At 70.4% G+C, this 26,234-nt stretch carries 21 protein-coding genes; 10 read left to right on the top strand and 11 right to left on the bottom strand.

From position 1 onward, the window contains the following. The first annotated feature begins 292 nt into the window (after nt 1-292). Nucleotides 293-1,198, top strand: a complete 906-nt coding sequence (locus AC07FT_RS30600; protein ID WP_479179209.1) for a DNA-3-methyladenine glycosylase family protein — start codon at nt 293-295, stop codon at nt 1,196-1,198. A gap of 195 nt (nt 1,199-1,393) precedes the next feature. Here AC07FT_RS30600 and manB read toward each other — a convergent pair whose 3' ends face one another. Next, nucleotides 1,394-2,494 (bottom strand): mannose-1-phosphate guanylyltransferase, encoded by a 1,101-nt coding sequence (gene manB / locus AC07FT_RS30595; RefSeq protein WP_479179207.1) that lies wholly within the window; start codon nt 2,492-2,494, stop codon nt 1,394-1,396. A 71-nt stretch (nt 2,495-2,565) separates the two neighbouring features. After that, the gene (locus AC07FT_RS30590; RefSeq protein WP_479179205.1) at nt 2,566-3,894 is read right to left on the bottom strand and encodes a peptidoglycan recognition protein family protein; all 1,329 of its coding nucleotides are present in this window, start codon (nt 3,892-3,894) and stop codon (nt 2,566-2,568) included. 127 nt (nt 3,895-4,021) lie between these two features. Between AC07FT_RS30590 and AC07FT_RS30585 the strand changes: the two genes are divergently transcribed. From AC07FT_RS30585 to AC07FT_RS30570, 4 genes are all read left to right on the top strand, one after another. Further along, the gene (locus tag AC07FT_RS30585; protein ID WP_479179204.1) at nt 4,022-4,771 is read left to right on the top strand and encodes a TIGR03089 family protein; all 750 of its coding nucleotides are present in this window, start codon (nt 4,022-4,024) and stop codon (nt 4,769-4,771) included. 221 nt (nt 4,772-4,992) lie between these two features. Beyond that, nucleotides 4,993-6,111, top strand: a complete 1,119-nt coding sequence (locus AC07FT_RS30580) for an LCP family protein (protein ID WP_471205212.1) — start codon at nt 4,993-4,995, stop codon at nt 6,109-6,111. A 229-nt stretch (nt 6,112-6,340) separates the two neighbouring features. Next, on the top strand, nt 6,341-8,026 hold the full coding sequence (locus tag AC07FT_RS30575; RefSeq protein ID WP_479179202.1) for an LCP family protein: 1,686 nt from the start codon (nt 6,341-6,343) through the stop codon (nt 8,024-8,026). Nucleotides 8,027-8,091: 65 nt separating this feature from the next. Beyond that, nucleotides 8,092-9,717, top strand: coding sequence for an LCP family protein (locus AC07FT_RS30570; protein ID WP_479179200.1), 1,626 nt, complete (start codon nt 8,092-8,094; stop codon nt 9,715-9,717). Nucleotides 9,718-9,800: 83 nt separating this feature from the next. Here the strand turns inward: AC07FT_RS30570 and AC07FT_RS30565 are convergent, their stop codons facing one another. Then, on the bottom strand, nt 9,801-10,820 hold the full coding sequence (locus tag AC07FT_RS30565) for a glycosyltransferase family 2 protein (protein ID WP_479179198.1): 1,020 nt from the start codon (nt 10,818-10,820) through the stop codon (nt 9,801-9,803). 198 nt (nt 10,821-11,018) lie between these two features. Between AC07FT_RS30565 and AC07FT_RS30560 the strand changes: the two genes are divergently transcribed. Further along, nucleotides 11,019-12,455, top strand: a complete 1,437-nt coding sequence (locus tag AC07FT_RS30560) for an LCP family protein (RefSeq protein WP_479179196.1) — start codon at nt 11,019-11,021, stop codon at nt 12,453-12,455. A 21-nt stretch (nt 12,456-12,476) separates the two neighbouring features. Here the strand turns inward: AC07FT_RS30560 and AC07FT_RS30555 are convergent, their stop codons facing one another. After that, nucleotides 12,477-13,025 carry an acyl-CoA thioesterase gene (locus AC07FT_RS30555; RefSeq protein WP_471205205.1) on the bottom strand — a complete coding sequence of 183 codons (549 nt, stop codon included), beginning with the start codon at nt 13,023-13,025 and terminating at the stop codon, nt 12,477-12,479. A gap of 106 nt (nt 13,026-13,131) precedes the next feature. Here AC07FT_RS30555 and AC07FT_RS30550 point away from each other — a divergent pair, with 106 nt between their 5' ends. Next, nucleotides 13,132-14,436 (top strand): LCP family protein, encoded by a 1,305-nt coding sequence (locus tag AC07FT_RS30550; protein ID WP_479179195.1) that lies wholly within the window; start codon nt 13,132-13,134, stop codon nt 14,434-14,436. 67 nt (nt 14,437-14,503) lie between these two features. Here the strand turns inward: AC07FT_RS30550 and AC07FT_RS30545 are convergent, their stop codons facing one another. Beyond that, nucleotides 14,504-15,664 carry an acyl-CoA dehydrogenase family protein gene (locus tag AC07FT_RS30545; RefSeq protein ID WP_432014959.1) on the bottom strand — a complete coding sequence of 387 codons (1,161 nt, stop codon included), beginning with the start codon at nt 15,662-15,664 and terminating at the stop codon, nt 14,504-14,506. 168 nt (nt 15,665-15,832) lie between these two features. Between AC07FT_RS30545 and AC07FT_RS30540 the strand changes: the two genes are divergently transcribed. Continuing rightward, nucleotides 15,833-17,173, top strand: coding sequence for a UDP-glucose dehydrogenase family protein (locus AC07FT_RS30540; RefSeq protein WP_471205201.1), 1,341 nt, complete (start codon nt 15,833-15,835; stop codon nt 17,171-17,173). 82 nt (nt 17,174-17,255) lie between these two features. Here the strand turns inward: AC07FT_RS30540 and AC07FT_RS30535 are convergent, their stop codons facing one another. The 3 genes from AC07FT_RS30535 to AC07FT_RS30525 form a co-directional block, all read right to left on the bottom strand. Then, a complete protein-coding gene (locus AC07FT_RS30535; protein WP_479179193.1) occupies nt 17,256-18,449 on the bottom strand; it encodes a dipeptidase in 1,194 nt (397 codons plus the stop codon). A 153-nt stretch (nt 18,450-18,602) separates the two neighbouring features. Next, nucleotides 18,603-19,127, bottom strand: coding sequence for a 5-(carboxyamino)imidazole ribonucleotide mutase (gene purE, locus AC07FT_RS30530; protein WP_471205198.1), 525 nt, complete (start codon nt 19,125-19,127; stop codon nt 18,603-18,605). After that, nucleotides 19,124-20,317: a 5-(carboxyamino)imidazole ribonucleotide synthase gene (locus AC07FT_RS30525; RefSeq protein ID WP_471205196.1), complete on the bottom strand. Its 1,194-nt coding sequence runs from the start codon at nt 20,315-20,317 to the stop codon at nt 19,124-19,126. The genes purE and AC07FT_RS30525 overlap by 4 nt, the downstream gene beginning before the upstream one ends. Nucleotides 20,318-20,424: 107 nt before the next feature. Here AC07FT_RS30525 and AC07FT_RS30520 point away from each other — a divergent pair, with 107 nt between their 5' ends. Next, complete coding sequence (locus tag AC07FT_RS30520) at nt 20,425-20,952, top strand: GtrA family protein (protein WP_479179191.1); 528 nt, start codon at nt 20,425-20,427, stop codon at nt 20,950-20,952. A gap of 30 nt (nt 20,953-20,982) precedes the next feature. Here AC07FT_RS30520 and AC07FT_RS30515 read toward each other — a convergent pair whose 3' ends face one another. After that, a complete protein-coding gene (locus AC07FT_RS30515; RefSeq protein ID WP_471205193.1) occupies nt 20,983-22,233 on the bottom strand; it encodes an ATP-binding protein in 1,251 nt (416 codons plus the stop codon). A 22-nt stretch (nt 22,234-22,255) separates the two neighbouring features. Further along, nucleotides 22,256-22,936, bottom strand: a complete 681-nt coding sequence (locus tag AC07FT_RS30510) for a response regulator transcription factor (protein WP_471205191.1) — start codon at nt 22,934-22,936, stop codon at nt 22,256-22,258. 269 nt (nt 22,937-23,205) lie between these two features. On the opposite strand from AC07FT_RS30510, the gene AC07FT_RS30505 reads away from it, so the two are divergent. Then, a complete protein-coding gene (locus AC07FT_RS30505) occupies nt 23,206-24,735 on the top strand; it encodes a peptide MFS transporter (protein WP_479179189.1) in 1,530 nt (509 codons plus the stop codon). Between the two features lie 77 nt (nt 24,736-24,812). Here AC07FT_RS30505 and AC07FT_RS30500 read toward each other — a convergent pair whose 3' ends face one another. Next, on the bottom strand, nt 24,813-26,231 hold the full coding sequence (locus tag AC07FT_RS30500; protein WP_479179227.1) for a hypothetical protein: 1,419 nt from the start codon (nt 26,229-26,231) through the stop codon (nt 24,813-24,815). Between the last annotated feature and the right edge of the window lie 3 nt (nt 26,232-26,234).

Below are 26,234 nucleotides of genomic sequence, written 5' to 3'. Positions count from 1 at the left end.
GGGCGCGCGAGTGCGAGGTGCGCGCCGTGGGTGGGGGCGCGCGTTGTGCGGGGTGGGGTGCGGGGGTGCGGTGGGTGCGGGGCTGGGTGGCCGGGTGCGGGTGCGGGGCCTCCGGGGTACACGAAAGTGTCCAGGACCCCACCCCTGCGACCCCGCACCCTCCCGTCTCGTCGCCGACCACCCGCTGGACCGGGGCAAGAGGCGATGTGCGCGCCCCTTCCGTCTCGTCGCCGACCAACCGCGAGGCCGACGGACCAGCCGGGATGTCTCAGGAGGGTCGTAGGGTGGCGGCGTGTCTGTCAGCCGTACCTGGACGCCCTCGGGGCCCTATGACCTCGCGCGCAATCTCTGCGTACTTCAGCGGGGGCCGGGAGATCCGGCGTTCCGGGTCGATGGGGACGGCGCGTTCTGGCGAGCGACCCGGACCCCGGAAGGGCCCGGCACCCTCCACGTCGCACGCCGCGGCGGCGAGATCGAAGCACACGCCTGGGGACCGGGTGCCGCGTGGCTGCTCGACGGGCTTCCCTCGATGCTCGGGGCACACGACGACCCGTCCGGGTTCACCCCGCGCCACCTCCTCGTCCACGAGGCCCACCGCCGCAACCCCGGGCTGCGCCTGATCCGCACCGGACTGGTCCTCGAATCGCTGATCCCCTCGATCCTCGAGCAGAAGGTCACCAGCGACGAGGCGTACCGCGCCTGGCGGTTGCTGCTCCAGCGGCACGGCGAGCCCGCGCCCGGACCGGCCGAGCGGATGCGGGTGATGCCCGATCCGCGCGCATGGTCGCTGATCCCGTCCTGGGAGTGGCACAAGGCGGGCGTCGACTCCAAGCGCTCGGCGACGATCCTCCGGGCCGTCCGGGCCGCGCGGCGGCTGGAGGAGGCCGCGGCCATGGATCTCGCCGCCGCGTCCGCCCGTCTCCAGCTGATACCGGGCATCGGACCCTGGACCGCGGCCGAGACCCTTCAGCGCAGCAACGGCACTCCGGACGCGATCACGGTCGGGGACCTCCATCTGCCGCGCATCGTGGGCTACGCGCTCACGGGTCAGCGGGGTACGGATGACGCGGCGATGCTCGAACTGCTGGCCCCGTACGCGGGGCAGCGCCACCGGGCGGCCCGGTTGATCCTGCTGTCCGGCCGCACTCCGCCGCGCCGCGCGCCGCGCTTCGCGGTCCGGGACTTCCGCGCCATGTAGCGGGTCCGGCGGGTGGTCGGCGACGAGACGGGAGGGTGCGGGGTCGCAGGGGTGGGGTCCTGGACACTTTCGTGTATTTGTGGCGCCGATCTCCGGCCCAGGCGCACGTCTCCGGGCACCGGCGCCGTAAATAGACGGTCCAGGACCCCACCCCGGAGGCCCCGCACCCGCACCCGCACCCGGCCCACCGACCACCTACTGGTCGGAAGAGAACCGCACCGCACCCGCCGGGATGTCCGCCCCGCACCACACCCGTACGCCGTCGTGCAGTTCGTTGTCCGCGCCCACCACGGCGCCGTCGCCGATGACGGCGCCCTGGAGGACCGTGCGCGCTCCGATACGGGCGCCCGCGCCGACGAGGGAGTCGCGCACCTGCGCGCCCTCCTCGACGATCGCGCCCTCCAGCACCGCGCTGCCCTCGATACGGGCGCCCGCGCCCACCCGGGCACGGGGGCCGATCACCGTGCCGCCGGAGAGCTTGGCGTCGTCCGCCACGGACGCGCTCTCCAGGACCAGCCGCTCACCGCAGCGCCCCGGCACCGCCGGGGAGGGGGCGCGGCCCAGGACCAGGTCGGCCGAGCCGCGGACGAACGCCTGCGGCGTGCCGAGGTCCAGCCAGTACGTGGAGTCGACCATGCCCTGGAGGTGGGCGCCCGCCTCGAGCAGTCCGGGGAAGGTCTCGCGCTCCACGGAGACGGGGCGGTCGGCGGGGATGGCGTCGATGACCGAGCGGTTGAAGACGTACGCGCCCGCGTTGATCTGGTCGGTGACGATCTCCTCGGGGGTCTGCGGCTTCTCCAGGAAGGCGGTGACCCGGCCTTCGGCGTCGGTCGGCACCAGCCCGAACGCACGCGGGTCGCTGACCCGGGTGAGGTGGAGGGAGACATCGGCACCGGTGGTGCGGTGGGTGTCCACGAGGGCGCGGATGTCGAGGCCGGTGAGGATGTCGCCGTTGAAGATGAGGACCGGGTCGTCGGGGCCGGAGCGCAGCCGGGAGGCGACGTTGCGGATGGCTCCGCCGGTGCCGAGCGGCTCCTCCTCGGTGACGTACTCCAGATGCAGCCCGAGTGACGACCCGTCACCGAAGTAGGGCTCGAAGACCTCGGCGAGGTAGGAGGTGGCGAGCACGATGTGCTCGACCCCCGCGGCACGGGCACGGGCGAGTTGATGGGTGAGGAACGGCACGCCCGCCGCCGGGACCATCGGCTTGGGGGTGTGCACCGTCATGGGTCGCAACCGGGTCCCCTTGCCGCCGACCAGGAGGATCGCTTCTGGCGTTGATGGCGCTGTGGTCACGTATCGTCTCTGCTTCCTGCTGGGGCTCGCCGGGCCGGGCCAGTGTAGGCAGATCCGTGGACCGCGCCTGGTCAGCGCCCCTGGAGCCGGGCCGCCGCACGGCGCACCGGGCCGAGCTTGTCGTAGAGACGCCGCCCGGGGCAGTCGGTGGCGAAGCCGTCACGATGTCCGGAGACCACGTTGAACCTCACACTGGTGCCCTTTGTGTACTTGTTCCCGCCGCCGGACACCAGGTGGACCACGGCCTTCGGGTTCCTGTCGAAGAGACCCAGTTTCCACGCGGTGAGCCCGGCGATCGCGTTCACCGCCTTCTTGGACGGCCGCTCGGTGTCGAAGGTTCCGAGGACAGCGACTCCCATGCTCTTCGCGTTGAACCCGCGGGTGTGCGCGCCGATGACGGCTTTGGCCACACCGCCGGCGCGGCCTTCGTAGATGTTTCCGCACCGGTCGACGGTGAAGTTGTAGCCGTAGTCACGCCAGCCCATGCTCTTGACGTGGTAGCGGTAGATACCGCGCAAGAGGGAGGGGACTTCGGAGCAGCGGTAGGTGTTGCCCGTCACGGTGTGGTGGAGGAAGGCGACTTTGACCGTCCTGCTGTAGGCGTGCCCCTTCTCACGGAGGGTCTCGTCGGCCCCCCATGCGGCGCGGGTGATGATGCGGGGCCTGGGGGCGGTGTGCGGCGCGGCGGTGGCCGCGGGGGACGCGGCGGGGCGGTGCGCCGGGGGCGTCGACGGCTTCGCGGGCACCGCGGGCTTGAGGGGTTTGGCGGGTTTCACCGGGCGGACGGGCCGCAACGGTTTCGCGGGTCGCGCGGACCGCACCGGTTTCGGGGTGACCGCCGGGCCGCGCGTCACGGGTGCGGGGAGGGGGCGGTGCGCGGCCGGTGCGGCTTCCCCGGGGTTCACCAGGTCCAGCCGCATACCCGCGGGCAGTGCCGGTGCGGACCGGGTGGTGGCGGGCAGGACGCGCGCCTGCACCCCGTCGGCGTCGCCGACCCACAGCGGTGCCGTACCGCCGTGCGCGGGGGCGGTGCCGCGTTCGGGCAGGGCGGGGTCGGGGGCCTCGTCGCCGTACGGTGCGAGGTTCTGCCATGCGGACCACAGACCGGTGCCGGTGGCGCGCGTCCGTACCTGCACCTGGGCGCCGAGTTCCTGGTCGGCACGGTCCCAGACGACGCCGACCAGCGAGAACGGCCGTACGCCGCGTGCGGCGACCCCCTGGGCGCCGCCGGGCGCGACCGCGCTCCGCGCGAGGCCGCCGCCCAGGGCGCGCAGGGGCAGTGACTGGGTGCCGCCGGGCTGGACGGCACGGGGGTGGGCGGCGGCGCTGTGCAGGGCGAGCGGGACGACGAGGGCGGCGGTACAGACGACGCCGGTCGACAGGGCGAGAAAAGCGCGCATGTGAAAAATCGTGGACATACAGCAACAAGGCTGTCCATTCGGGAGCGGACGCCGCGCCGAGCCGGTCCGGGGGCCGGACGTGCGCATCCCCGTTCGGGGCGGACGGCGGCCGCGTACGCTTGCGCGCGTGAACGCCACCGATCGCACCCCTGCCGACCTGCTGCGATCCGCGCTCGCCGCGGATCCGGCCCGCCCGCTCGTGACCTTCTACGACGACGCGACGGGTGAACGCGTCGAACTCTCCGTGGCCACTTTCGCCAATTGGGTGGCGAAGACCGCCAACCTGCTCCAGGACGATCTGTCGGCCGGGCCGGGCGACCGGCTGGCGCTGCTGCTGCCCGCCCACTGGCAGACCGCGGTGTGGCTGCTGGCCTGCTCGTCGGTGGGCGTGGTGGCGGAGGTCGGGGGCGACCCGGCCACCGCCGATGTGGTCGTGAGCGGCCCGGACACCCTGGAGGAGGCACGGGCCTGTTCCGGGGAGCGGATCGCGCTGGCGCTGCGCCCGATGGGCGGGCGGTTCCCGCAGCCGCCGCCGGGGTTCGCGGACTACGCGGTGGAGGTGCCGAGCCAGGGCGACCGCTTCGCGCCGTACGCCCCGGTGGACCCGGACGCGCCCGCGCTGACCGTGGGCGGGCTGGAGCTGACCGGGGCCGGGCTGGTGGAGCGGGCGCGGGCGGACGCGGCGGCGCGGGGGCTCGGACCGGGCTCCCGGGTGCTGTCCGGGCTGGCGTACGACGGCTGGGAGGGGCTCTCGTACGGGCTGTTCGCCCCGCTGGCCTCGGGCGGCTCGGTGGTGCTGTGCCGCCATCTGGACCAGCTCGACGAGCGGGCGCTGGCCGGGCGCCGGGAGAGTGAGCGCGTCACCGAGAGCGCCTAGTTGCGGTCCGGGCGGCCCTCCCGGACCGCCCGGATCCCCCCTGACCCGTCCGGCGGACCCGCGGGCCGAGCCCACGCGCCCCGCCGTCCACCCCGCGCGATGATCGACGGATACGTACAACCATGTGCGGGGTTCGCATGTCTGTCCCAATAATTCGGGACCCCGGCACGCGACGCGAATCCGCCCTGCCGGGGTGGACCACGGGTTGGGAGGACGCGGACGTGACGAGTGACAGCCCGGACACGGCGCCCAGAGGTGGGCGTCGATGGCTGCGCGTGCTCGCGCTGGGCGTGGCCGTACTGGTGCTGTCGATCGCCGGGACGGGCTGGTGGTTCTACGAACGCCTGAACGGCAACATCCGCACCGACACCCGCACCGCGGACGAGCTGCGGAAGTACGAGGCGGAGCGGCCGGTTTCGGTGGTGCGGGACGCCCAGAACATCCTGCTGATCGGATCGGACGACCGCGGCGGCAAGGGCAACGGGAAGTACGGCCGGGACACCGGCACCCAGCGTTCGGACACCACGATCCTGCTGCACCTCCAGGCGAACGGCAGGGGCGCTACGGCCGTCTCGATCCCGCGTGACCTGATGGTGGACATCCCCGGCTGCGACCGCGCGAACGGGAAGCGGATGGCCCCCCGGTTCGCCCAGTTCAACTGGGCGTTCGAATACGGCGGGGCGGCCTGCACGATCCGCACGGTGGAGAAGCTGACCGGGATCCGCGTGGACCACCACATGATCGTGGACTTCAACGGCTTCAAGAAGCTGGTGAACGCGGTCGGCGGGGTGGAGGTCTGCCTCAAGGAGTCCGTCGACGACAGCGACGCGCATCTGCGGCTGCCGGCGGGGCGCCAGGTCCTCCACGGCGAGCAGGCACTCGGTTATGTACGGGCCCGGTACAGCATCGGTAACGGGAGCGATACCGAGCGTATCGGCAGGCAGCAGGAGTTCCTCGGCTCGCTTGTGAAGAAAGTGCAGAGCAATGGTGTACTGCTGAACCCGCGAAAGCTGTATCCCGTGCTCAACGCCGCGACCTCGTCGCTGACCACCGATCCGGGACTGGATTCGCTCAAGGACCTGTACGACCTGGCACGGGGGGTCCGGAACATCCCCCGGGATAAAATCCGATTCCTTACGATTCCGCGACAGCCCTATACGTACAACAGGAACCGTGATGAGCTCGTCCAGCCCGACGCCGACCGCTTGTTCCGGCAGTTGCGTCTCGACCAGCCGGTCTCGGTGACCCGTTCCGTCACGTCCACGACGGCGGAGGACCCGAAGGCGGTGGACCGCAACCCTTACCAGGGCACGACCGCGGCGCGTGACATCTGCGACTAACCGCGCGAAGCGTGGGGCACGGACTCGTGAAGGATGGCGAAAGGATTGGGCAGAATGCCCAGTTGTAGGGGAGTGGAATTTGTCACCGGCGTCACTAGGCGCTGAACTGGGCGGATAGTGTGAGCGATCCGGTGCGCTCTACGAGGTGGCCGCGCACTGCACAGAAGTACGGATGGGAGCGCCTTGAGGGGGAGGCGCCGCGTGGCACCAACGGAGGACACAGGCGACCGTGGACGCGCAAGGCCAGGGTGGGGCGGACGGTATCGACCCCGCCGACCAGTGGGTGTTCGATCCGAACACCGGGAACTACGAGCTGCGGCTGAACAGCGCCGGGACATCGGCGGACGCCGCCGAGCCGCCACGCGCCCCGAGAGCGAGCCGCCGCCGCGCCCCCGAGCCCGAGCCGGGGGGTCGGCGCCGGGCGGGGGGCAAGCGGGGGCAGGAGGCGCCCTCGGGGCCGGCGAGCCGGCGCAAACCGAAGCCGAAGAAGTCCAAGGGGAAGAAGGTCCTCTACTGGACCAGTGGCACGCTGGCCTTTCTGCTGGTCGGCGGGTCGGTGGCGGCGTATGTCCTCTACCAGCAGCTCAACGGCAACATCAACAAGGTCGATATCGGCGAGAACAACCCCGCGGTCTCCGACGGCCCGATGAACATCCTGCTCATCGGCACCGACCGGCGTGATGGCAAGGGGAACAAGGGCTATGGCGACGCGGGCAGCGTCGGCCATGCCGACACCACGCTGCTGTTCCATGTCTCGGAGGACCGGTCGAACGCGACCGTGCTGAGCTTCCCCCGCGACATGATCACCGATATCCCCGAGTGCAAGACCAAGCAGGACGACGGCTCGTTCAAGAAGATCCCGGGTGAGAAGGAAGTGCGCTTCAACACCAGCCTGGGACAGGAGGAGCGGGACCCCGGCTGCACCTGGCAGACCGTGGAGAAGATCACCGGCCTGAACATCGACCACTTCATGATGGCCGACTTCAACGCGGTCAAGGAGATGTCCACCGCGGTCGGCGGAGTCGACATCTGCCTCGGCAAGGACATCAACGACCCCAAGTCGCATCTGAACCTGAAGAAGGGGCGGCACACGGTCGAGGGTGAACAGGCCCTGGCGTTCGTCCGGACCCGGCACGCGGTGGGCTACGGCGGCGATCTGGACCGGATCAAGCTGCAACAGCAGTTCCTCAGTTCGCTGATGCGCAAGATGAAGGCCAGCGGTTCGCTCACCAGCCCGACCAAGACCTGGAAGCTGGCGCAGGCCGCCACCAAGGCGCTCACGGTGGACCCCGGGATCGGCACGCTCAGCAAGCTGGCCGATCTGGGCAAGAACCTGAGCAAGGTGGATCTGAAGAACATCACCTTCGCCACCGTCCCGGTCGTGGACAACACCGACGGTGCCACCGTGCTGCTCGACCAGACCAAGGCCGAGCCGCTGTTCTCCATGGTCCGGCAGGACATCTCGCTGACCGAGGTCAAGAAGAAGGAGAAGGCGGCCAAGAGCAAGCAGGCCGCCCTGCTCAAGGGCCCCAAGGCCGCGCCCGCGGACGTCCGGGCCAAGGTGCTCAACGGCAGTGGCAAGTTCGGCGCCGCACAGGAGACCGTCGACTGGATGCAGAACGTCCAGGGGATGCTCCGCACCAGCAACGGCGGCAACGCCGACGCGGAGCAGAAGAAGACCACCCTGGAGTACGCGCCCAACCAGGCCGACCAGGCCCGGCGGCTCGCGGACAGCATGGGGCTGCCCGCCTCGGCGATGAAGCGGGGCGCGAAGGACGCCGAGCCGATGGCGGAGATGACGCTGACGCTCGGGGCGGACTTCAAGGAAGCCGGTACGCCGATCGCCGCTCCGAAGAAGGCGCCGAAGGACATCCAGAGGGTCGAGGCCGACGACAAGAACCTCTGCGCCAAGTGACCGTCGCCGGCCGGCGGCGCAGCCTCGGACCGGCCCACAACTGAAGCAGGAGCCGGGGAGGCCCGATGCGGCAGAGCAATGTGCGGGGGGAAAGACAGCGGCACGCCGCCGTGCCCGAACCCCGCGATCCTGGTGGGGATGACAGCCCGCCGGAAGGGGAGGGCCCCGCGTCACACGGCGCGGGGCACCGCAGGGGCGGCTCGCGCCGTCCCCAGCGCGGCCGAGGCGTGCGAATACTGCGCTGGACCGCGCTGACCCTCGCCGTGCTGGTGCTCGGCGCGGCGGGGGCCGGATACCTCTACTACCAGCACCTGAACGGCAATCTGCGGAAGGAGGAGCTGGACCTCGGCGACAGCAAGATCGGCAAGCCCGAGCCCAATGCCGCGGGCCAGACCCCGCTGAACATCCTCCTCATAGGTTCCGACAGCCGTAACACCGCGGAGAACGTCAAGCTGGGCGGCGCCAAGCAGGACGCCGACCGCAAGCCGCTGGCCGATGTGCAGATGCTGGTCCACGTCTCGGCCGACCGCGCCAACATGTCGGTGGTCAGCATCCCGAGGGACACCCGGGTGACCATCCCCAAGTGCACCGACCCCGAGACCGGGAAGGTCTACCCGAAGACCGAGGCGGCCATCAACCAGTCGCTCCAGCACGGCGGTCCGGGCTGTACGGTCGCCGCCTGGAAGGAGCTGACCGGGGTCTACATCGACCACTTCATGATGATCGACTTCTCCGGGGTGGTGTCCATGGCGGACGCCGTCGGCGGTGTCCCGGTCTGCGTCCGGGACAATGTCTACTCCCATGACAGCAAGGGCCACGGCTCCGGACTGAAGCTCACCAAGGGCACCCACAGCGTCAAGGGCGTCCAGGCCCTCCAGTGGCTGCGCACCCGCTACGGCTTCGAGGACAACACCGACATCGGCCGGGCCAAGGCCCAGCACATGTACATGACCTCGATGATCCGTCAGCTGAAGTCGGGCACCAAGCTCAGCGACCCGGGCAAGCTGATGGACCTGGCGGAGGCCGCGACCGAGGCGCTGACCGTCGACCACGGCCTCGGCACCGTCAAGAAGCTCTACGACCTGGGCAACGACCTCAAGCGGGTGCCGGCGAAGCGCACCACCATGGTCACCATGCCCTGGGAGTACGGCGGCGGCGGTGAGTATGTGAAGCCCAAGCCGGGCGAGGCCGAGCAGACCTTCTCGCTGCTCCGCAATGACATCGCGATGGACGGCAAGGACAAGAAGAAGCCCGATCACACCCCGGCCCCCACCGCCCCCAAGGGCGAGCTGCCGGTGGTGGTGCAGAACGGCACCTCCAGCACGGTCCTGGGGCCGGTCTCGGGCCGCGCGGGGGTCATCACCTCCGAACTGGTCCGGCTCGGCTACGCCAAGGCCACCGCCAACACCGTCCTGACCTCACAGGCCGACACCACCGTGGCGTACCCCGATGAGGCCAAGCAGGGTGACGCGCTGGCCGTGGCCAAGGCGCTGAAGCTGCCGAAGTCCGCGGTGAAGTCGTCGAAGTCGGTCCAGGAGGTGACGCTCGTGGTCGGCAACGACTGGCGCGAGGGCGCCGTCTACCCCAAGCCCGCGAGCGAGGACGACAGCAGGACGCCGGAGAGCGCCGACGCCCTGAACGGCGAGGACAAGAAGGCGTGCATGAAGGTGAACCCGCAGTACACCTTCTGAGGACGACGGTATGACGAAGGGGCCGGACCCATGGCCGGGTCCGGCCCCTTCGCAGAAGAGCGGGAGAGCGGGAGAGAAAGCGGTCAGCCCTCGGCCATGACCGCCGGGCGGCGGCTGGCGATGACCTTCCTGGCGAGCGCCCGCGGGCTGGTGAGGAAGCCCCAGCCCCACGACATGTGCATGGTGGCCAGTGCGACCGGGATCCGCAGCCGGGCCGCGAGCGGCAGCCCCTTGCCCGCCGGGACCGAGCCCGCGGCGATGGCCGCCACATAGCCACCGGGGATCACCAGGGCCCACGGGGTGACGGCCGCGCCCACCACCAGGCCCGCCGCGATGGCGACCACGGCGGTCGGCGGGGCGAGATAGCGCAGATTGATCGAGCCCTGGTGGAAACGGGCCACGACATGGCGCCAGCGGCCGTAGTCCTTGTACTGCTTGGCGAGCGCCCGCACGCTGGGCCGCGGCCGGTAGGAGACCTTCAGCTCGGGCGAGAACCAGATCAGCCCGCCCGCCTCACGGATCCGGAAGTTCAGCTCCCAGTCCTGGGCGCGGATGAACTCCTCGTTGTAGCCGCCCTGTTGCTCCAGCGCCTCGCGGCGGAAGACACCCAGGTAGACGGTCTCGGCCGGGGCCGCCTCACCGCCGGTGTGGAACGCGGCGTTGCCGACCCCGATCTTGGAGGTCATGGCGGCCGCGACGGCGTGCTCCCAGTCGTTCTCGCCCTCGGCGTGCATGATGCCGCCGACGTTCTGCGCGCCGGTCTCCTCCAGCAGCCGCACCGCGGTCGCGATGTAGTCCGGGGAGAGCATGCCGTGGCCGTCGACCCGGACCACCACCGGATGGCGGGACGCCTTGATCGCGGCGTTCAGCGCGGCGGGGGTGCGGCCCGTGGGGTTGGGCACCGTGTGCACCCGGGGGTCCTCGGCGACCAGCTCGGCGGCGATCTCGTCGGTCCGGTCGGTGGACGGACCGAGGGCGATCACCACCTCCATCTCACCGGCGTACTCCTGCTCCAGGATGTGCCGCACGGAGTTGCGCAGATGGCGTTCCTCATTGAGCACCGGCATGATCACGGAGACGGCCGGGAGCTGATGCGGGGGCATGGCACCTCGGGGTATGTGGGGGTCACCCCCCAGCGGACTGCGGGTATCGGGCCCACGTTACCGCGTATGGGGGACACCGGAGCGCGCCGCCCGGGTGGCAGCGGACGGCACCGGCGGCGTGGGGCCGCCAAGGTGCTCATCGTATGGGCCTACGGTGAGGCGATTCGGCCCCGCCCGCCCGTCACGGAGGTCCCCGGAGTGAGAGCACCGGCCCGTTCGCCGCGCCCGTCGCGCACCCGCTCCGGCCGCCGGCCCCGCTGGGGGCTGCGGATCGCCGCCGGGGCCTCCGGCCTGGTGCTGGCCATCAGCGGTATCGGGCATCTGCTGGTCCGGGAGCTGGAGTCCGGGATCCACCGGGTCGATGTCTTCGACGATCTGGACAACCGGCCCCGGGGCGGCGGCGGGGGCGTCAACTTCCTGGTGGTCGGCACCGACGGCCGGGACCGGATCAGCCCGCGCGAGAAGGCGCTCTACCGGCTGGGCGGCGCGCCCTGCCACTGCACCGACACGATCATGCTGGTGCATCTGTCCGGCGACCGCCGCCGGGCCAGCGTGATCAGCCTGCCGCGGGACTCCTACGCCGATATCCCCGCGTACACCGACACCACCGGCAGGCGGCACCCCGAGCATCCACAGAAGCTCAACGCCGCGTACGCCGAGGGCGGGCCCGGTCTGACGGTGCGCACCGTGGAGCATCTGACCGGTGTCCACATCGACCACTACCTCGAGGTGGACTTCACCAGCTTCATGAAGACGGTGGACGTGGTGGGCGGGGTGAAGGTGTGTACCGCCCGGCCGCTGAAGGACGACCACACCGGGCTCGACCTGCCGGTCGGCAGCCATGTACTCAACGGTGGACAGGCGCTGCAGTACGTGCGCTCCCGGCATATCGACGGCACCTCGGACCTGGGGCGGATCCAGCGCCAGCAGCGGTTCATGGCGTCGGTGATCGAACAGACCACGGCCGGGGGCATCCTCTTCAACCCGGTGAAGTTCAACAGGGTGGCGTCCACCCTGCTGGGCTCGGTCCGCGCCGACCACGGTTTCGGGGCGGAGGACCTGGTGGAGCTGGGCCGGGCGATGCACGGGTTCACCCCGGCGTCGTCGGAGTTCGCCTCGGTCCCGGTGGATCTGCCGGGCACCCCGGTCAGAGGGGTCGGCTCCACGCTGCGCTGGAACGAGGAGAAGGCCGGGCGGCTGTTCACGGCCATCCGCGAGGACCGGCCGCTGACCGTGCGGCACGCCAAGAAGCCGCGTGGTGTCCCGGTGGACGTCGAGCCCGCCCGGGTCAAGGTCCATGTGCTCAACGGCACCACCGCGTCGGGGCTGGCCCGGCGCGCGGACCGGGACCTGCACGGCGCGGGCTTCGCCACCACCGGCTCCCCGGCCGACGCGGTGACATCGGACGTGGCGCGCACGGTGATCGCCTACGACCCGGTCTGGAACCGCTCGGTCCGCTCGCTGGCGGCCGCGCTGCCCGGTGCGAAGCTGCGGCCGGTCGCGGGACAGGGTGCCGTGATGCAGGTCACGGTGGGCAAGGACTACGACGGTGTCCGGAAGGTGCGGGCCGAGAAGCCGCACGCGGACAAGGACGGTATCGAGGCCGTCACCGGCGATGAGGTCGCCTGCTCATAACCGGGCGGCGGGCCGGTCCGCTTACAGCTCGATGCCCTCGGCGGTGCGGCGGGCCCGCAGCTCACGGATGGCGCGGCGGCGGGCGAGGCGGTGGGTGCGCCGGATCTCGGCCTCCTGGTAGCGGCGCTCGTCACGTTCGGTCTCGGGTATCACCGGCGGTACGGCGCGGGGCTTGCCGTCCGCGTCGACCGCGGCGAAGACCAGATAGGCGCTGCCGACCTGGGTGGCGGGGGTCGATTCGTTCCAGCGCTCGGCCAGCACCCGTACCCCGACCTCCATGGAGGACCGTCCGGTCCAGTTGACCTGGGCCTTCACATGGACGAGATCGCCGACCCGGACCGGCTCCAGAAACGCCATCTCGTCCATCGAGGCGGTGACGGCGGGGCCCTCGGAGTGGCGTCCGGCGACCGCCCCGGCCGCGTCGTCCACCAACTTCATGATCACGCCACCGTGCACGGTGCCGAGGAGATTGGTGTCACTGTTGGTCATGATGTGGGACAGCGTGGTACGGGAGGCGGAGGTGGGCTTGCCCGCAACCTCCGGTTCCGCTCCCTTGGCCTGAAGGGTCATGCCGCCCACCTTATGCGGACCGGATTCTTATCAGCTCTGCAACAGCCGGGCCCCGATCCCGCACCCGCCCTGTATGGGGACCCCCCGACCAGGCACACTCTCTTGCATGAGCGATTGGCCCCAGGGATGGACCGGCGACCGCAACGACCGGTACGGACGCGGCAGCGGCAGCTCCGAGCCGGAGGGGGCCCGCGCGATGCCGCAGGTCCGGCGTACGGCGCCGGGCGCGGGCGGCCCGCACGGCGAGCCACCGCTGCCGCCGAGCATGTCGCCGCGCGGCACGGTGCCGCGGCAGCAGCCGTCCCAGGGCTATGACGACCACGATCCGTACGACGACGGTTACAACACCGGTCAGGTCTACGGCCAGGGCGGCGGACCGGGCGCCGGCGGCCCCGGCGGCACCCCCGGCCCGGCGCGGCCCAAGAACTGGAAGCGCCGGATAACCATCGGCCTGGTGACCTTCCTCGTCCTGCTGCTGGCCGTGGGCATAGGCACCTACTTCTGGGCCGACTCCAAGCTGCGCCGCGAGGTCGACCTGAGCAAGGTCGAGGACCGGCCCGAGGGCGGCAAGGGCACCAACTACCTGATCGTCGGCTCCGACAGCCGTGAGGGTCTTTCCGCCGAGCAGAAGAAGAAGCTGCACACCGGCTCCGCCGAGGGCCGCCGCACCGACTCCATGATCCTTCTCCATGTCGGTGACAACGGGAACACCATGATCAGCCTCCCGCGTGACTCCTATGTCACGATCCCGTCCTTCACCGGCTCGGAGACCGGCAACCGGATCCCCGCGAGCAAGAACAAGCTGAATGCGTCGTACTCCTCCGAGGGCCCCTCGCTGCTCGTCCGCACGGTCGAGTACAACACCGGGCTGAAGATCGACCACTACGCGGAGATCGGCCTCGACGGCTTCGCCAACCTGGTGGACGGAGTCGGCGGGGTGGAGATCGACATCCCGCAGGACATGAAGGAGAAGAAGTCCGGGACCGACCTGAAGAAGGGCAAGCAGACGCTGGACGGCCAGCAGGCGCTCGCCTTCGTCCGGCAGCGCTACGGCCTGGCGGGCGGCGACCTGGACCGCACCAAGAACCAGCAGAAGTTCCTGTCGGCGCTCGCCAACGAGGCGGCCTCGCCGAGCACGCTGATGAACCCCTTCAAGCTCTACCCGACGATGGGCGCCGGTCTGGACAACCTGGTCGTCGACAAGGACATGGGCCTGTGGGACGTGAAGGACATGTTCTTCGCGATGAAGAGCGTCTCCGGCGGTGACGGCAAGCAGATGAACATGCCCGTCTCCAACCCCGGCCTCTCCACGCCCAAGGGCAGCGCGGTGCAGTGGGACATGGTCAAGGTCAAGGAACTGATGAGCCAGCTGAAGAACGACGAGAAGGTCACCGTCTCCTCCGGCAACTAGCGGATACGACGAAAGGCGGGGCATCGCGTCCGCGATGCCCCGCCTCCGTCGTATGTGCCCGCGGGCCCTACGGCAGGTTGCGCGCCATCACGATGCGCTGCACCTGGTTGGTGCCCTCGTAGATCTGCGTGATCTTGGCGTCCCGCATCATCCGCTCGACCGGGTAGTCCCGGGTGTAGCCGTAGCCGCCGAGCAGCTGTACGGCGTCGGTGGTGACCTCCATCGCCACGTCCGAGGCGTAGCACTTGGCGGCGGCGCCGAAGAAGGTGAGGTCACCGTCGACGCGCTCGGACTTGGCGGCCGCCGCGTAGGTCAGCTGACGGGCGGCCTCCAGCTTCATCGCCATATCGGCCAGCATGAACTGGATGCCCTGGAAGTCGGCGATGGCCTTGCCGAACTGCTTGCGCTCCTGGACGTAGCCCTTGGCGTAGTCCAGCGCGCCCTGGGCGATGCCGATGGCCTGGGCGGCGATGGTGACGCGGGTGTGGTCGAGGGTCTTCATCGCAGTGGCGAAGCCGGTGCCCTCGGCGCCGATCATGCGGTCGGCGGGGATCCGGACGTTGTCGAGGTAGACCTCGCGCGTCGGGGAGCCCTTGATGCCGAGCTTCTTCTCCGGGGCGCCGAAGGAGACGCCCTCGTCGGACTTCTCCACGACGAAGGCGGAGATGCCCTTGGAGCGCTTCTCGGGGTCGGTGACGGCCATCACCGTGTAGTACTCGGAGACCCCGGCGTTGGTGATCCAGCGCTTCACACCGTTGAGCACGTAGTGGTCGCCGTCACGCACGGCCTTGGTCTTCATACCCGCCGCGTCCGAGCCCGCGTCCGGCTCGGAGAGGCAGTACGAGAACATCGCGTCGCCCTTGGCGAGCGAGCCCAGGTACTTCTTCTTCAGCTCCTCGGAGCCGGAGAGGACGACCGGCAGCGAGCCCAGCTTGTTGACCGCGGGGATCAGCGAGGAGGAGGCGCAGACCCGGGCGACCTCCTCGATGACGATCACGGTGGCCAGGGCGTCCGCGCCCGCGCCGCCGTAGGACTCGGGGACGTGCACCGCGTGCAGGTCATTGGCGACGAGCGCCTCCAGCGCCTCCTGCGGGAAGCGGCCCTCTTCGTCGACCTCGGTGGCGAAGGGGGCTATTTTCGCCTCGGCGAGAGAGCGGACCGAGTCGCGGAGCATGTCGTGCTCCTCCGACGGCCGGTACAGGTCGAAGTCATTAACCGAGGACGCCAAGGTCTTCTCCACTCCCCTGAGTGTGCTAACTACCGTTAAGTAACTGAATTCTAGGGGTGCTGCCCCGACAGGTATACGTGAGTTAGCCGACAGCCGGGGCTCCGGCCGGGTGCGCGTCCCGACTATGCTCAGTCAGCGCATCTGCGACCGACCGCCCTGGAGCACTCCATGCCCCTCAAGATCACCGTGATCGGCACCGGCTACCTCGGCGCCACGCACGCCGCGGCCATGGCCGAGCTGGGGTACGAGGTGCTGGGTCTGGACATCGTCCCCGAGAAGATCGCGATGCTCTCGGCGGGTTCGGTACCGATGTACGAACCGGGCCTGGAGGATCTGCTGCGGCGCCATGTCGTCGGGCACGAGGGCGCGACCGGGCGGCTGCGCTTCACCAGCTCCTACGAGGAGGCCGGTGAGTTCGGCGACATCCACTTCATCTGCGTGAACACCCCGCAGAAGCACGGCGAGTACGCATGTGACATGAGTTACGTCGACTCCGCCGTGGAGTCCCTGGCCCCGCATCTGCGCCGTCCCGCGCTGGTCGTGGGCAAGTCCACGGTGCCGGTGGGCAGCGCGGACCGGCTGGCGGCCCGGCTGGCGGAGCTGGCCCCGGTGGGCGGGGACGCGGAGCTGGCCTGGAACCCGGAGTTCCTGCGCGAGGGCTTCGCCGTCCAGGACACCCTGCACCCGGACCGGATCGTGGTCGGCGTCACCAGCGAGCGGGCCGAGAAGCAGCTGCGCGAGGTGTACGCCACGCCCATCGCCGAGGGCTCGCCCTTCGTGGTCACCGACTACCCGACCGCCGAGCTGGTGAAGACCTCGGCCAACTCCTTCCTGGCCACCAAGATCTCCTTCATCAACGCCATGGCCGAGGTCTGCGAGGCCGCGGGCGGCGATGTGGTGAAGCTGGCCGAGGCCATCGGCCACGACGACCGGATCGGAAAGAAGTTCCTGCGGGCCGGGATCGGCTTCGGCGGCGGCTGTCTGCCCAAGGACATCCGGGCGTTCATGGCCCGCGCCGGTGAGCTGGGCGCGGACCAGGCGCTCACCTTCCTGCGCGAGGTGGACTCGATCAACATGCGCCGCCGCGGCCATATGGTCGAGCTGGCCCGCGAGGCCGTGGGCGGCGCCTTCCTGGGCAAGCGGGTGGCCGTGCTGGGCGCGACCTTCAAGCCGGACTCGGACGACGTCCGGGACTCCCCCGCGCTCAACGTCGCCGGGCAGATACAGCTCCAGGGCGCCCAGGTCACCGTCTTCGACCCCAAGGGCATGGACAACGCCCGCGCCCTCTTCCCGACCCTGGCCTACGCGCCGAGCGCGCTGGAGGCCGCCCGGGGCGCCCATGCGGTGCTGCACCTGACCGAGTGGCGCGAGTTCCGCGAGCTGGACCCGGCCGGGCTCGGCGAGGTGGTCGCCGAGCGCCGTCTGCTGGACGGGCGGAACGCCCTGGACCCGGACCACTGGCGTGAGGCGGGCTGGCAGTACCGGGCGCTGGGCCGCCCGCTGGCCTGACCCCGCGCGGACCTTCCGCGGACACGCCGCGGCGCCACCGGGTACGGTCCCGGCGGCGCCGTTCCGCGTCGGCCGACGGGGTCTAGGCCCTGCCGTCCAGCTGCTCGATCGTGGCCACCGAGGCGGCCCGGGATTCCCGCAGCCCCCGTGCCACATCCTCCGCGGAGCGCAGCGTACGGACCGCGTTCTCCCAGGTCAGCTTGGCGAGATCGGCCGGTGACCAGCGGCGGTCCAGCAGTTCGGCGATGAGGTTCGGATAGCCCGTGACATCGGCGAGGTCATCGGGGGTGAAGGCGGTGCCGTCGAAGTCGCCGCCGATACCGATGTGGTCGATGCCCGCCACCTCGCGCATATGGTCCAGATGGTCGGCGACGGTGGCGGCGGTGGCGCGCGGCCGCGGATTGGACTCCTCGAAGGCGCGGTGGACCGCTATTCCGGCCTCCGACATCTCCAGCGGGTGCAGTCCGTGGGCGCGCATGTTCTCGTCGGCCGCCCGGGTCCAGGCGACCGCCTCCGGCAGGACGAACTTGGGCACGAAGGTGACCATCGCCACCCCGCCGTTGGCGGGCAGCGAGGCCAGTACGTCGTCCGGGACGTTGCGCGGGTGGTCGCAGACGGCACGGGCGGAGGAGTGCGAGAAGACCACCGGCGCCTCGGTGACCCGGAGCGCGTCGCGCATGGTGTCGGCCGAGACATGGGAGAGGTCGACGAGCATGCCGAGCCGGTTCATCTCCCGGACGACCTCCTCGCCGAAGCGGGTGAGGCCGTTGGCGCGCGGCTCGTCGGTCGCCGAGTCCGCCCAGGGGACGTTGTCGTTGTGGGTGAGCGTCATATAGCGCACCCCGAGGTCGTACAGGGCGCGCAGGGTGGCCAGCGAGCAGTTGATGCTGTGGCCGCCCTCGGCGCCCATCAGGGAGGCGATCCGGCCCTCGGCGCGCGCGGCCTCCATGTCGTCGGCGGTCAGCGCGGGACGCAGCTGATCGGGGTGGGCCGCGGTGAACCGCCGGACCACGTCGATCTGTTCGAGGGTGGCGCTGACCGCGGTGTCCCCGCTGAAGTCGGAGCGGACGTAGACCGACCAGAACTGGGCGCCGACGCCTCCCGCGCGCAGCCGCGGGAGGTCGGTGTGGGTGTGGGCGCTCAGATCGGCGGCGATATCGCGCCGGTCGAGGTCATAGCGGACCTGCTCACGCAGGGCCCACGGGAGGTCGTTGTGGCCGTCGACCACGGGGTGGGTGGTCAGCAGTGCACGGGCTTGCGCGAGACGATCGGTCATCGTCACATCTTGCAATGTGGAATGACCGAAGTCACGCCCCATCAGTTCGGTTGCTTTCGCCCTGCTACGACACCGCTGACCAGCGCTTGATCAGTGCTTGACCCGCCGTTGACGCAACGGGCCAGGGGGACGGTCAGGCCCGGTCCGCCGCGCTCATTTGCCGAAGCCGAAGGAGCCGGAGCCGCCCACCTTGGCGCGCAACCGCTTGCCCTTCTCCGTGGCCTGCTGGTTGAGGTCCTCCTGGAACTCCCCCATCCGGGCCTGGAGCTCGGCGTCATGGGCGGCCAGGATCCGCACGGCCAGCAGTCCGGCGTTCCGGGCGCCGCCGACGGAGACCGTGGCCACCGGCACCCCGGCCGGCATCTGCACGATCGACAGCAGCGAGTCCATCCCGTCCAGGTACTTCAGCGGGACCGGGACGCCGATCACCGGAAGCGGGGTGACGGAGGCGAGCATGCCCGGCAGATGGGCGGCGCCGCCCGCACCGGCGATGATCGCCTTCAGTCCGCGGGGGGCCGCGTTCTCCCCGTAGGAGACCATCTCGCGCGGCATCCGGTGCGCGGAGACCACGTCCACCTCGTACGGGATCTCGAACTCGTCGAGGGCCTTGGCCGCCTCTTCCATCACGGGCCAGTCGGAGTCCGAACCCATGACGATGCCGATCGCAGGAGCGCTCATTCGGTGATGGTCCCTCTGAGGTAGTCGGCGGCGTGGCGGCCGCGCTCACGCACATCGGCCAGATCGTCGCCATAGGTGTTGACGTGGCCGACCTTGCGTCCGGGCTTCACGTCCTTGCCGTACATGTGGATCTTCAGCCCTGGATCGCGCGCCATGCAATGGAGATACGCCGCGTACATGTCGGGGAAGTCACCGCCGAGGACGTTGGTCATCACCGTCCACGGGGCCCGGGGGCGCGGATCGCCGAGCGGGAGGTCGAGCACGGCCCGCAGGTGGTTGGCGAACTGCGAGGTGACGGCGCCGTCCTGGGTCCAGTGACCGGAGTTGTGCGGACGCATCGCCAGCTCGTTGACCAGCAGCCGCCCGTCCCGGGTCTCGAAGAGCTCCACCGCCAGGTGTCCGATGACACCCAGCTCGGCGGCGATCCGCAGGGCCAGCTCCTGGGCCTGGGCGGACAGCTCGCCGGAGAGTCCGGGCGCGGGGGCGATCACCGTGTCGCACACCCCGTCGACCTGGATGGACTCCACCACGGGGTAGGCCACGGCCTGGCCGTGCGGGGAGCGCACCACATTGGCCGCCAGCTCACGGCTGAAGTCGACCATCTCCTCGGCGAGGACGGGCACCCCGGCGCGGAACGGATCGGCCGCCTGCTCCGCGTCCCGGACCACCCAGACCCCCTTGCCGTCGTAGCCGCCGCGCACCGTCTTCAGGACGACGGGGAAGCCGTCGCCCTCCTCGGCGAACCGCACCACGTCCGTGGGATCCGTCACGATGCGGTGGCGCGGGCAGGGCACCCCCGCGGCGCGCAGCCGCTCCCGCATCACCCCCTTGTCCTGGGCGTGGAGCAGGGCTTCCACCCCGGGGCGGATGACCACGCCGTCCGCTTCCAGGGCGCGCAGATGCTCCGCCGGGACATGCTCATGATCGAAAGTGACCACGGCACAGCCTTGTGCGAACGCACGAAGGGTGTCGAGGTCACGGTAGTCACCGATGACCACATCGCTGACCGCCTGGGCCGCAGAGTCCTGCGGGGTGTCACTGAGCAGCTTGAACCTGATACCGAGGGGGATGCCCGCCTCGTGGGTCATACGGGCGAGCTGGCCGCCGCCGACCATGCCGACTACCGGGAATGTCACCCTCCCAGAGTAACTTCCTCCCGCGACCACCCCTGACCGGCCTTGGAGGATCATCCAGAAACCGGGACCGGACCATGACGATGCCTTGCGGGCGAGAGCGCGGGGCGCTGGTTAGCATGGGGCCGTTGTTGAACGCTGACGGACGGGGCGGAACGATCACCATGAGTGAACGGCGCACACTCGACGGGCTGCGGGCCCGGGTGGGCCAACTCGCCCGCGAGATCGCGAAGTTCGGGGTGGTCGGCGGTGCCGGCGTCTTCGTCAACCTCGCGGTCTTCAACCTGGTCCGGGAGTTCAGCACGCTGCCGGTGGTGCGGGCGTCCATCGTGGCCACGGTGGTCGCGACGGGCTTCAACTACCTGGGCTACCGCTACTTCACCTACCGGGACCGGGACAAGCAGGGGCGCACCAAGGAGCTCAGCCTCTTCCTGCTGTTCAGCGCGATCGGCCTGATCATCGAGAACGGTGTGCTCTACACGGCCACCTACGGCTTCGGCCTCGACAGCCAGCTCCAGAGCAATGTGTGCAAGTTCGTCGGCATCGGGGTGGCCACCCTCTTCCGCTTCTGGTCCTACCGCACCTGGGTGTTCCGGGCGATGCCCGCCCGGGAGGCCGTGGAGTGTGCGGAGTCCTTTCTCACCGACGTGCCGCCCGCGCAGGCCACCCGCAAGCAGCCGGTCCGGAAGTGACCCGGCCGGGCGGATGCGCTGACCGGCGGATCAGGAACCGCCCTGGCACTCCGCCTCGCGGCTGAGGAAGAGCGCGAAGACCGGGGGATGCTGCTGGAGCAGCTCCAGCCGGCCGCCGTCCGCCTCCGCCAGATCGCGGGCGACCGCGAGCCCCAGACCGGTGGAGTTCCGTCCGCTGACGGTGCGCTCGAAGACCCGCGCACCGAGGTCGGGCGAGACACCCGGGCCCTCGTCGGACACCTCGACCACCGCCTGGTTGCCGGTGACCCGGGTGCGCAGCGCGACCGTGCCGTCCCCGTGCATCAGTGAGTTCTCGATCAGGGTGGCCAGCACCTGCGCGACCGCGCCCGGGGTGCCGACCGCCCGCAGCCCCTTCTTGCCCGAGCGGACGATGGCACGGCCCTCGCTGCGGGAGGCCGGGCGCCACTCCTCGATCTGCTGCTTGACCACCTCGTCGAGGTCGAAGGCGACCGCGGAGCCGCTGCGCGGATCGCGGGAGTTGGTCAGCAGCCGCTGCACCACGTCGGTGAGCCGCTCGACCTGTCCCAGCGCGATGGTCGCCTCCTCCTTGACCGTCTCCGGGTCGTCGGTGAGCGTGATCTCCTCCAGCCGCATGGACAGCGCGGTCAGCGGGGTCCGCAGCTGGTGCGAGGCATCGGCGGCCAGCCGCCGCTCGGCGGTGAGCATCCGGGCGATGCGTTCGGCGCTGGAGTCCAGCACGTCGGCGACCCGGTCCAGCTCCGGCACGCCATAGCGGCGGTGGCGCGGCCGGGGATCGCCCGAGCCCAGCCGCTCGGCGGTCTCGGCGAGATCGGTGAGCGGGGCGGAGAGCCTGCGCGCCTGCCGTACGGCCAGCAGGACGGCGGCCACGACGGCGAGCAGCGCCACCGCCAGGATGATCAGCATGGTGCGGCCGATCTCCCGGCTCACGGTGGAGCGGGACTCCTCGACCCGCACCACCTCGCCCTGCTCACCGTGCTCCTCGGCGGAGATGACACTGCCCTCGGGCCGCTCGCCGATCTCCACCGTGGGGTGGTCCGGGATCCGGATCAGGGCGTAGCGGCCGGGTTCGATCTGTTCACGCAGCACCTTGGCGGTGACGCCCTCACCGCCCAGCAGCCGGCTGTCCACGATGCTGACCAGCCGCACCGCGTCGGAGCTGACGCTCTCCTGGGCGCTGTTCTCGATGGTCCGCGTCTCCACGAGGACCAGGGACAGCCCGAAGACCGCGATGACGACGAGCACCACGGCGAGGGTGGAGTTGATCAGACGACGGCGCATGGTCCTACCGTCTCAGCCACCGTCAGCTCTTCTCGAAACGGAAACCGACGCCCCGGACGGTGGCGATGTAACGGGGGTTGGCGGCGTCGTCCCCGAGCTTCTTGCGCAGCCAGGAGATGTGCATGTCGAGGGTTTTGGTGGAGGACCACCAGGTGGTGTCCCACACCTCGCGCATCAGCTGGTCCCGGGTGACCACCCGGCCCGCGTCCCGGACCAGGACGCGCAGCAGGTCGAACTCCTTCGCCGTGAGCTGGAGCTCCTCCTCGCCCATCCAGGCGCGGTGCGACTCCACGTCGATCCGCACCCCGTGGGTGGACGGCGCCTGCGCATGGGTCTCGACGGCGCCGCGCCGCAGCAGCGCCCGGACCCGGGCGAGCAGCTCGGCGAGGCGGAAGGGCTTGGTCACGTAGTCGTCGGCGCCCGCGTCCAGCCCGACCACGGTGTCCACCTCGTCCGCGCGGGCGGTGAGCACCAGCACCGGGAAGCCGTGGCCCTCGGTGCGCAGCCGGCGGCAGACCTCGAGACCGTCCATGCCCGGCAGGCCGAGATCGAGGACGATCAGATCGATACCCCCTTGCAGCCCGGCGTCGAGCGCGGTGGGTCCGTCCTCCCGCACCTCGACCTCGTACCCCTCACGGCGCAGGGCGCGAGCGAGCGGCTCCGAGATGGACGCGTCATCCTCGGCGAGCAGTACTCGGGTCATGGAGTGATGGTAGTCCGCCGAGGTCGGAGCACGGGCCGCGCACGGGACCACAGCCGGGGCTCACATGGTTGCCCGCCCCATCCGTGAGGTATGTCTCATCGCTCCAGGGATGCGCGTAAGCCCTGTGTAAGGTGAATCTACGTCTGTAGCTCTTTCGGGGACCTTTGGCCGCTACACGCCGCCGAAGGTCTCTGTCGTGTCCGGAGCCGGACAGGGCGACCGAACTGACCACATGAGCGCCACCTGACCCCCCACACAAGGAACCCCCCATGGCGTCCAGCCTCACGAAGGGCGCCACCGCGCAGGGAACCCCTGCCGGCGGTGGCAAGACCTTCTTCGGCCACCCGCGTGGCCTGGCAACCCTCTTCATGACCGAGATGTGGGAGCGCTTCAGCTACTACGGCATGAGAGCCCTGCTCGTCGTCTACCTGATCTCCGGCGGCCCGGACGCCAAGAAGGGTGCTCAGGGCGGCGGCCTCGGGATGACCGAGGTCAACGCGGTGGCCATCTACTCGGTCTATCTGGCCCTGGTCTATCTGCTGGCCATGCCCGGCGGCTGGTTCGCCGACCGGGTCTGGGGCCCGCGGCGGACGGTGGCCATCGGCGCCGGTGTGGTGATGGCGGGCCATCTGTCGCTCGCCGTACCCGGGCAGGGCCCCTTCTTCGCCGGTCTCGCCCTGGTGGCCCTGGGCTCCGGGCTGTTGAAGGCCAATATCTCCACGATGGTCGGCCAGCTCTACGACGGTCCCCAGGACCCGCGCCGGGACGGTGGCTTCACCATCTTCTACATCGGCATCAACGTGGGCGCCTTCGGTGCCCCGCTGGTGATCGGCACCGTCGGCCAGAGCTACAACTGGCACCTGGGCTTCGCGCTGGCCGCGCTCGGCATGGCTCTGGGCCTGGCCCAGTTCCTGATCGGCACCCGCCATCTGAGCCCGCAGAGCAGTGTCGTCCCCACCCCGCTGGCGGCCGAGGAGCGGCGCGCCTGGCTGCGCAAGGGTCTGATCTGGCTGATCGCGACCACGGTGTTCTACGGGGCGGTCGTCCTCAGCGGCCACTGGACGCTGAACTGGGCGCTGGTCCCGATCACCATCGCGGGTCTGGTCATCCCCACCGGGGTGCTGATCCGGATCAAGCGCGACAAGGAGCTCACGGCGGTCGAGCAGACCAAGGTGAGCGGCTACATCTGGTTCTTCGCGGCCGCGGCCGTGTTCTGGATGATCTTTGACCAGGGCGGCTCCACGATGTCCGCCTTCGCCGAGACCAAGACCGCCGACAATGTCTTCGGCGTGCACTTCCCGTCCTCGTGGTTCCAGTCGGTGAACCCGCTGTGGGTGATGGCGCTCGCCCCGGTCTTCGCGTGGCTGTGGCTGTGGCTGGCCCGGCGCGACCGGGAGCCCAACACCACGGTGAAGTTCGCGATGGCCCTGGTCCTCATCGGGGCGTCGTTCTTCGTCTTCGTGGTGCCGATGGCGATGGCCTCGGACGGCAACACCGTCAGCCCGATGTGGCTGGTGTCGATCTACATGATCCAGACGATGGGTGAGCTGTGCCTCTCGCCGGTCGGTCTGTCGGTGACCACCAAGATGGCCCCGGAGAAGTACGCGAGCCAGATGATGGGCGTGTGGTTCCTCGCCGTCACCGCCGGTGACTGCGTCACGGGTCTGCTGTCCATCGCGGGTGTCGACATGAGCGGTACGGGTGTGATCGCGCTGGAGGCGACCCTCGCGGCGCTGGCCGGATTCGCGGTCTACCTGTACCGCAAGAAGATCGTGGCCCTCATGGCCGACGTGCACTGACACGTTCGCGGCCCGGGGATCGAGGGGCCCGGCGCGGGACGACCGCGCCGGGCCCCTCCTCCGTTCCCCGGTTCGCGTCAGCGGCTGCCGCGCAGCCTGCGCCACGGGGTGAGGGTGAAGACCGCGCCGCCGAGCAGCACGGAGGTGCCGGCGATCAGGGCGAGCGCCTTCAGCCCGCCGTGGTCGTTCGCGCCGGTCTCGGCCAGTCCGCCGCTGGTGCCACCGGACGAACCACCGCCGGACGAACCGCCGGTGCCACCGGAGGTGCCGCCGGAGCTGCCGCCCGAACCGCCGGAGGTGCCGCCGGACGTACCGCCGGGCTGGGCCGTGGTGTCCAGCTCCAGCGAGGCGCCGGGGTCCTTGGCCGGGGTGCAGGTGGTGGTCGTGCCGAGCGCCTTGACGGTCAGCACCCCGGGGGTGAGCGTCGCCTTGCCGCTCGCGCCCGGCTTGTAGGTGCCGGTGAGATCCGGGATCTCGATCGGGTCACCGGACTTGATGGGCCCCTTGTTGGTCGGGCCCTCCACGGCGACCTCGCCCTTGTCGGCACCGCCGACCTTCACCGCCATCGCGGGCTTGACGGAGTCGGCGGGGATGTCGGCCGGGCTGTCCATCACGGACTTGCCGAACTTGACGGTGAGGTCGAAGCTGCCGCCCTTCTTGGTGGCGTTGATCTGGACCGGGGAGGTGGCCTCCTTGTCGCCGATGGGGGTCTTGCAGCGGTAGTCGACGCTGACCTGCTTACCCGTCTGGGTGTCACCGTCGCCGCCACCGCCGCCGCTCGTCGAACCACCGGTCGTCGAACCACCGGCGGTGGAGCCACCCGTGGTCGTACCACCGGTCGTGGTGCCGCCCGTGGTGGTCCCGCCGGTCGTCGTGCCGCCCGTGGTCGTACCGCCGGTGGTGGTCCCGCCGGTCGTGGTGCCACCGGTGGTCGTACCGCCCGTGGTGGTCCCGCCGGTGGTCGAACCGCCGTCGGTCACCTTGATGGTGGCGGCGGCCTTGACCGTCTCCTTGGCCGAGCACTTGGTGTCCGTGGAGATCGGCTTGCTGACGTTGATGGTGTACGCACCGGGGGTCAGCGTGACCTCCCCGGCCTTCGTCAGCTTCAGCTTGGCCTTCATGTCGGACAGCTTCATCGGGCTGTCCTTGGGGATCGGCGGGTTCTCCCGCGCCCCCTCCACGGCGAGTTCACCGGTCTGCGCCCCGCCCACCGTGAGGGTGCCGGTGGGCTTCACGGTGTCCTTCTCCAGATCGAGGATGGGCGGGTTCTTGGAAGCGGCCTGCACCGTCTTCCACACCACCTCGACCTCGTCGCCGACCTTGGCGGTGGCCGGGGCCTGGACGTCCACCGTCGTGGTGCCCTGCACCGGCGGCATACCGGAGATCGGCGGTGGCAGGCACTCGGTCTTGTACGAGACCTCGGCGCCTTGTGCGGTACTCGCGCCGAACAGCACGCCCGCACCGCCGAGTACCAGCGCGGCGACGGCCGCGCCCACTCT

Source organism: Streptomyces sp. NPDC045899, assembly GCF_056431485.1.
This window is presented reverse-complemented; position numbering and strand designations above follow the sequence as displayed.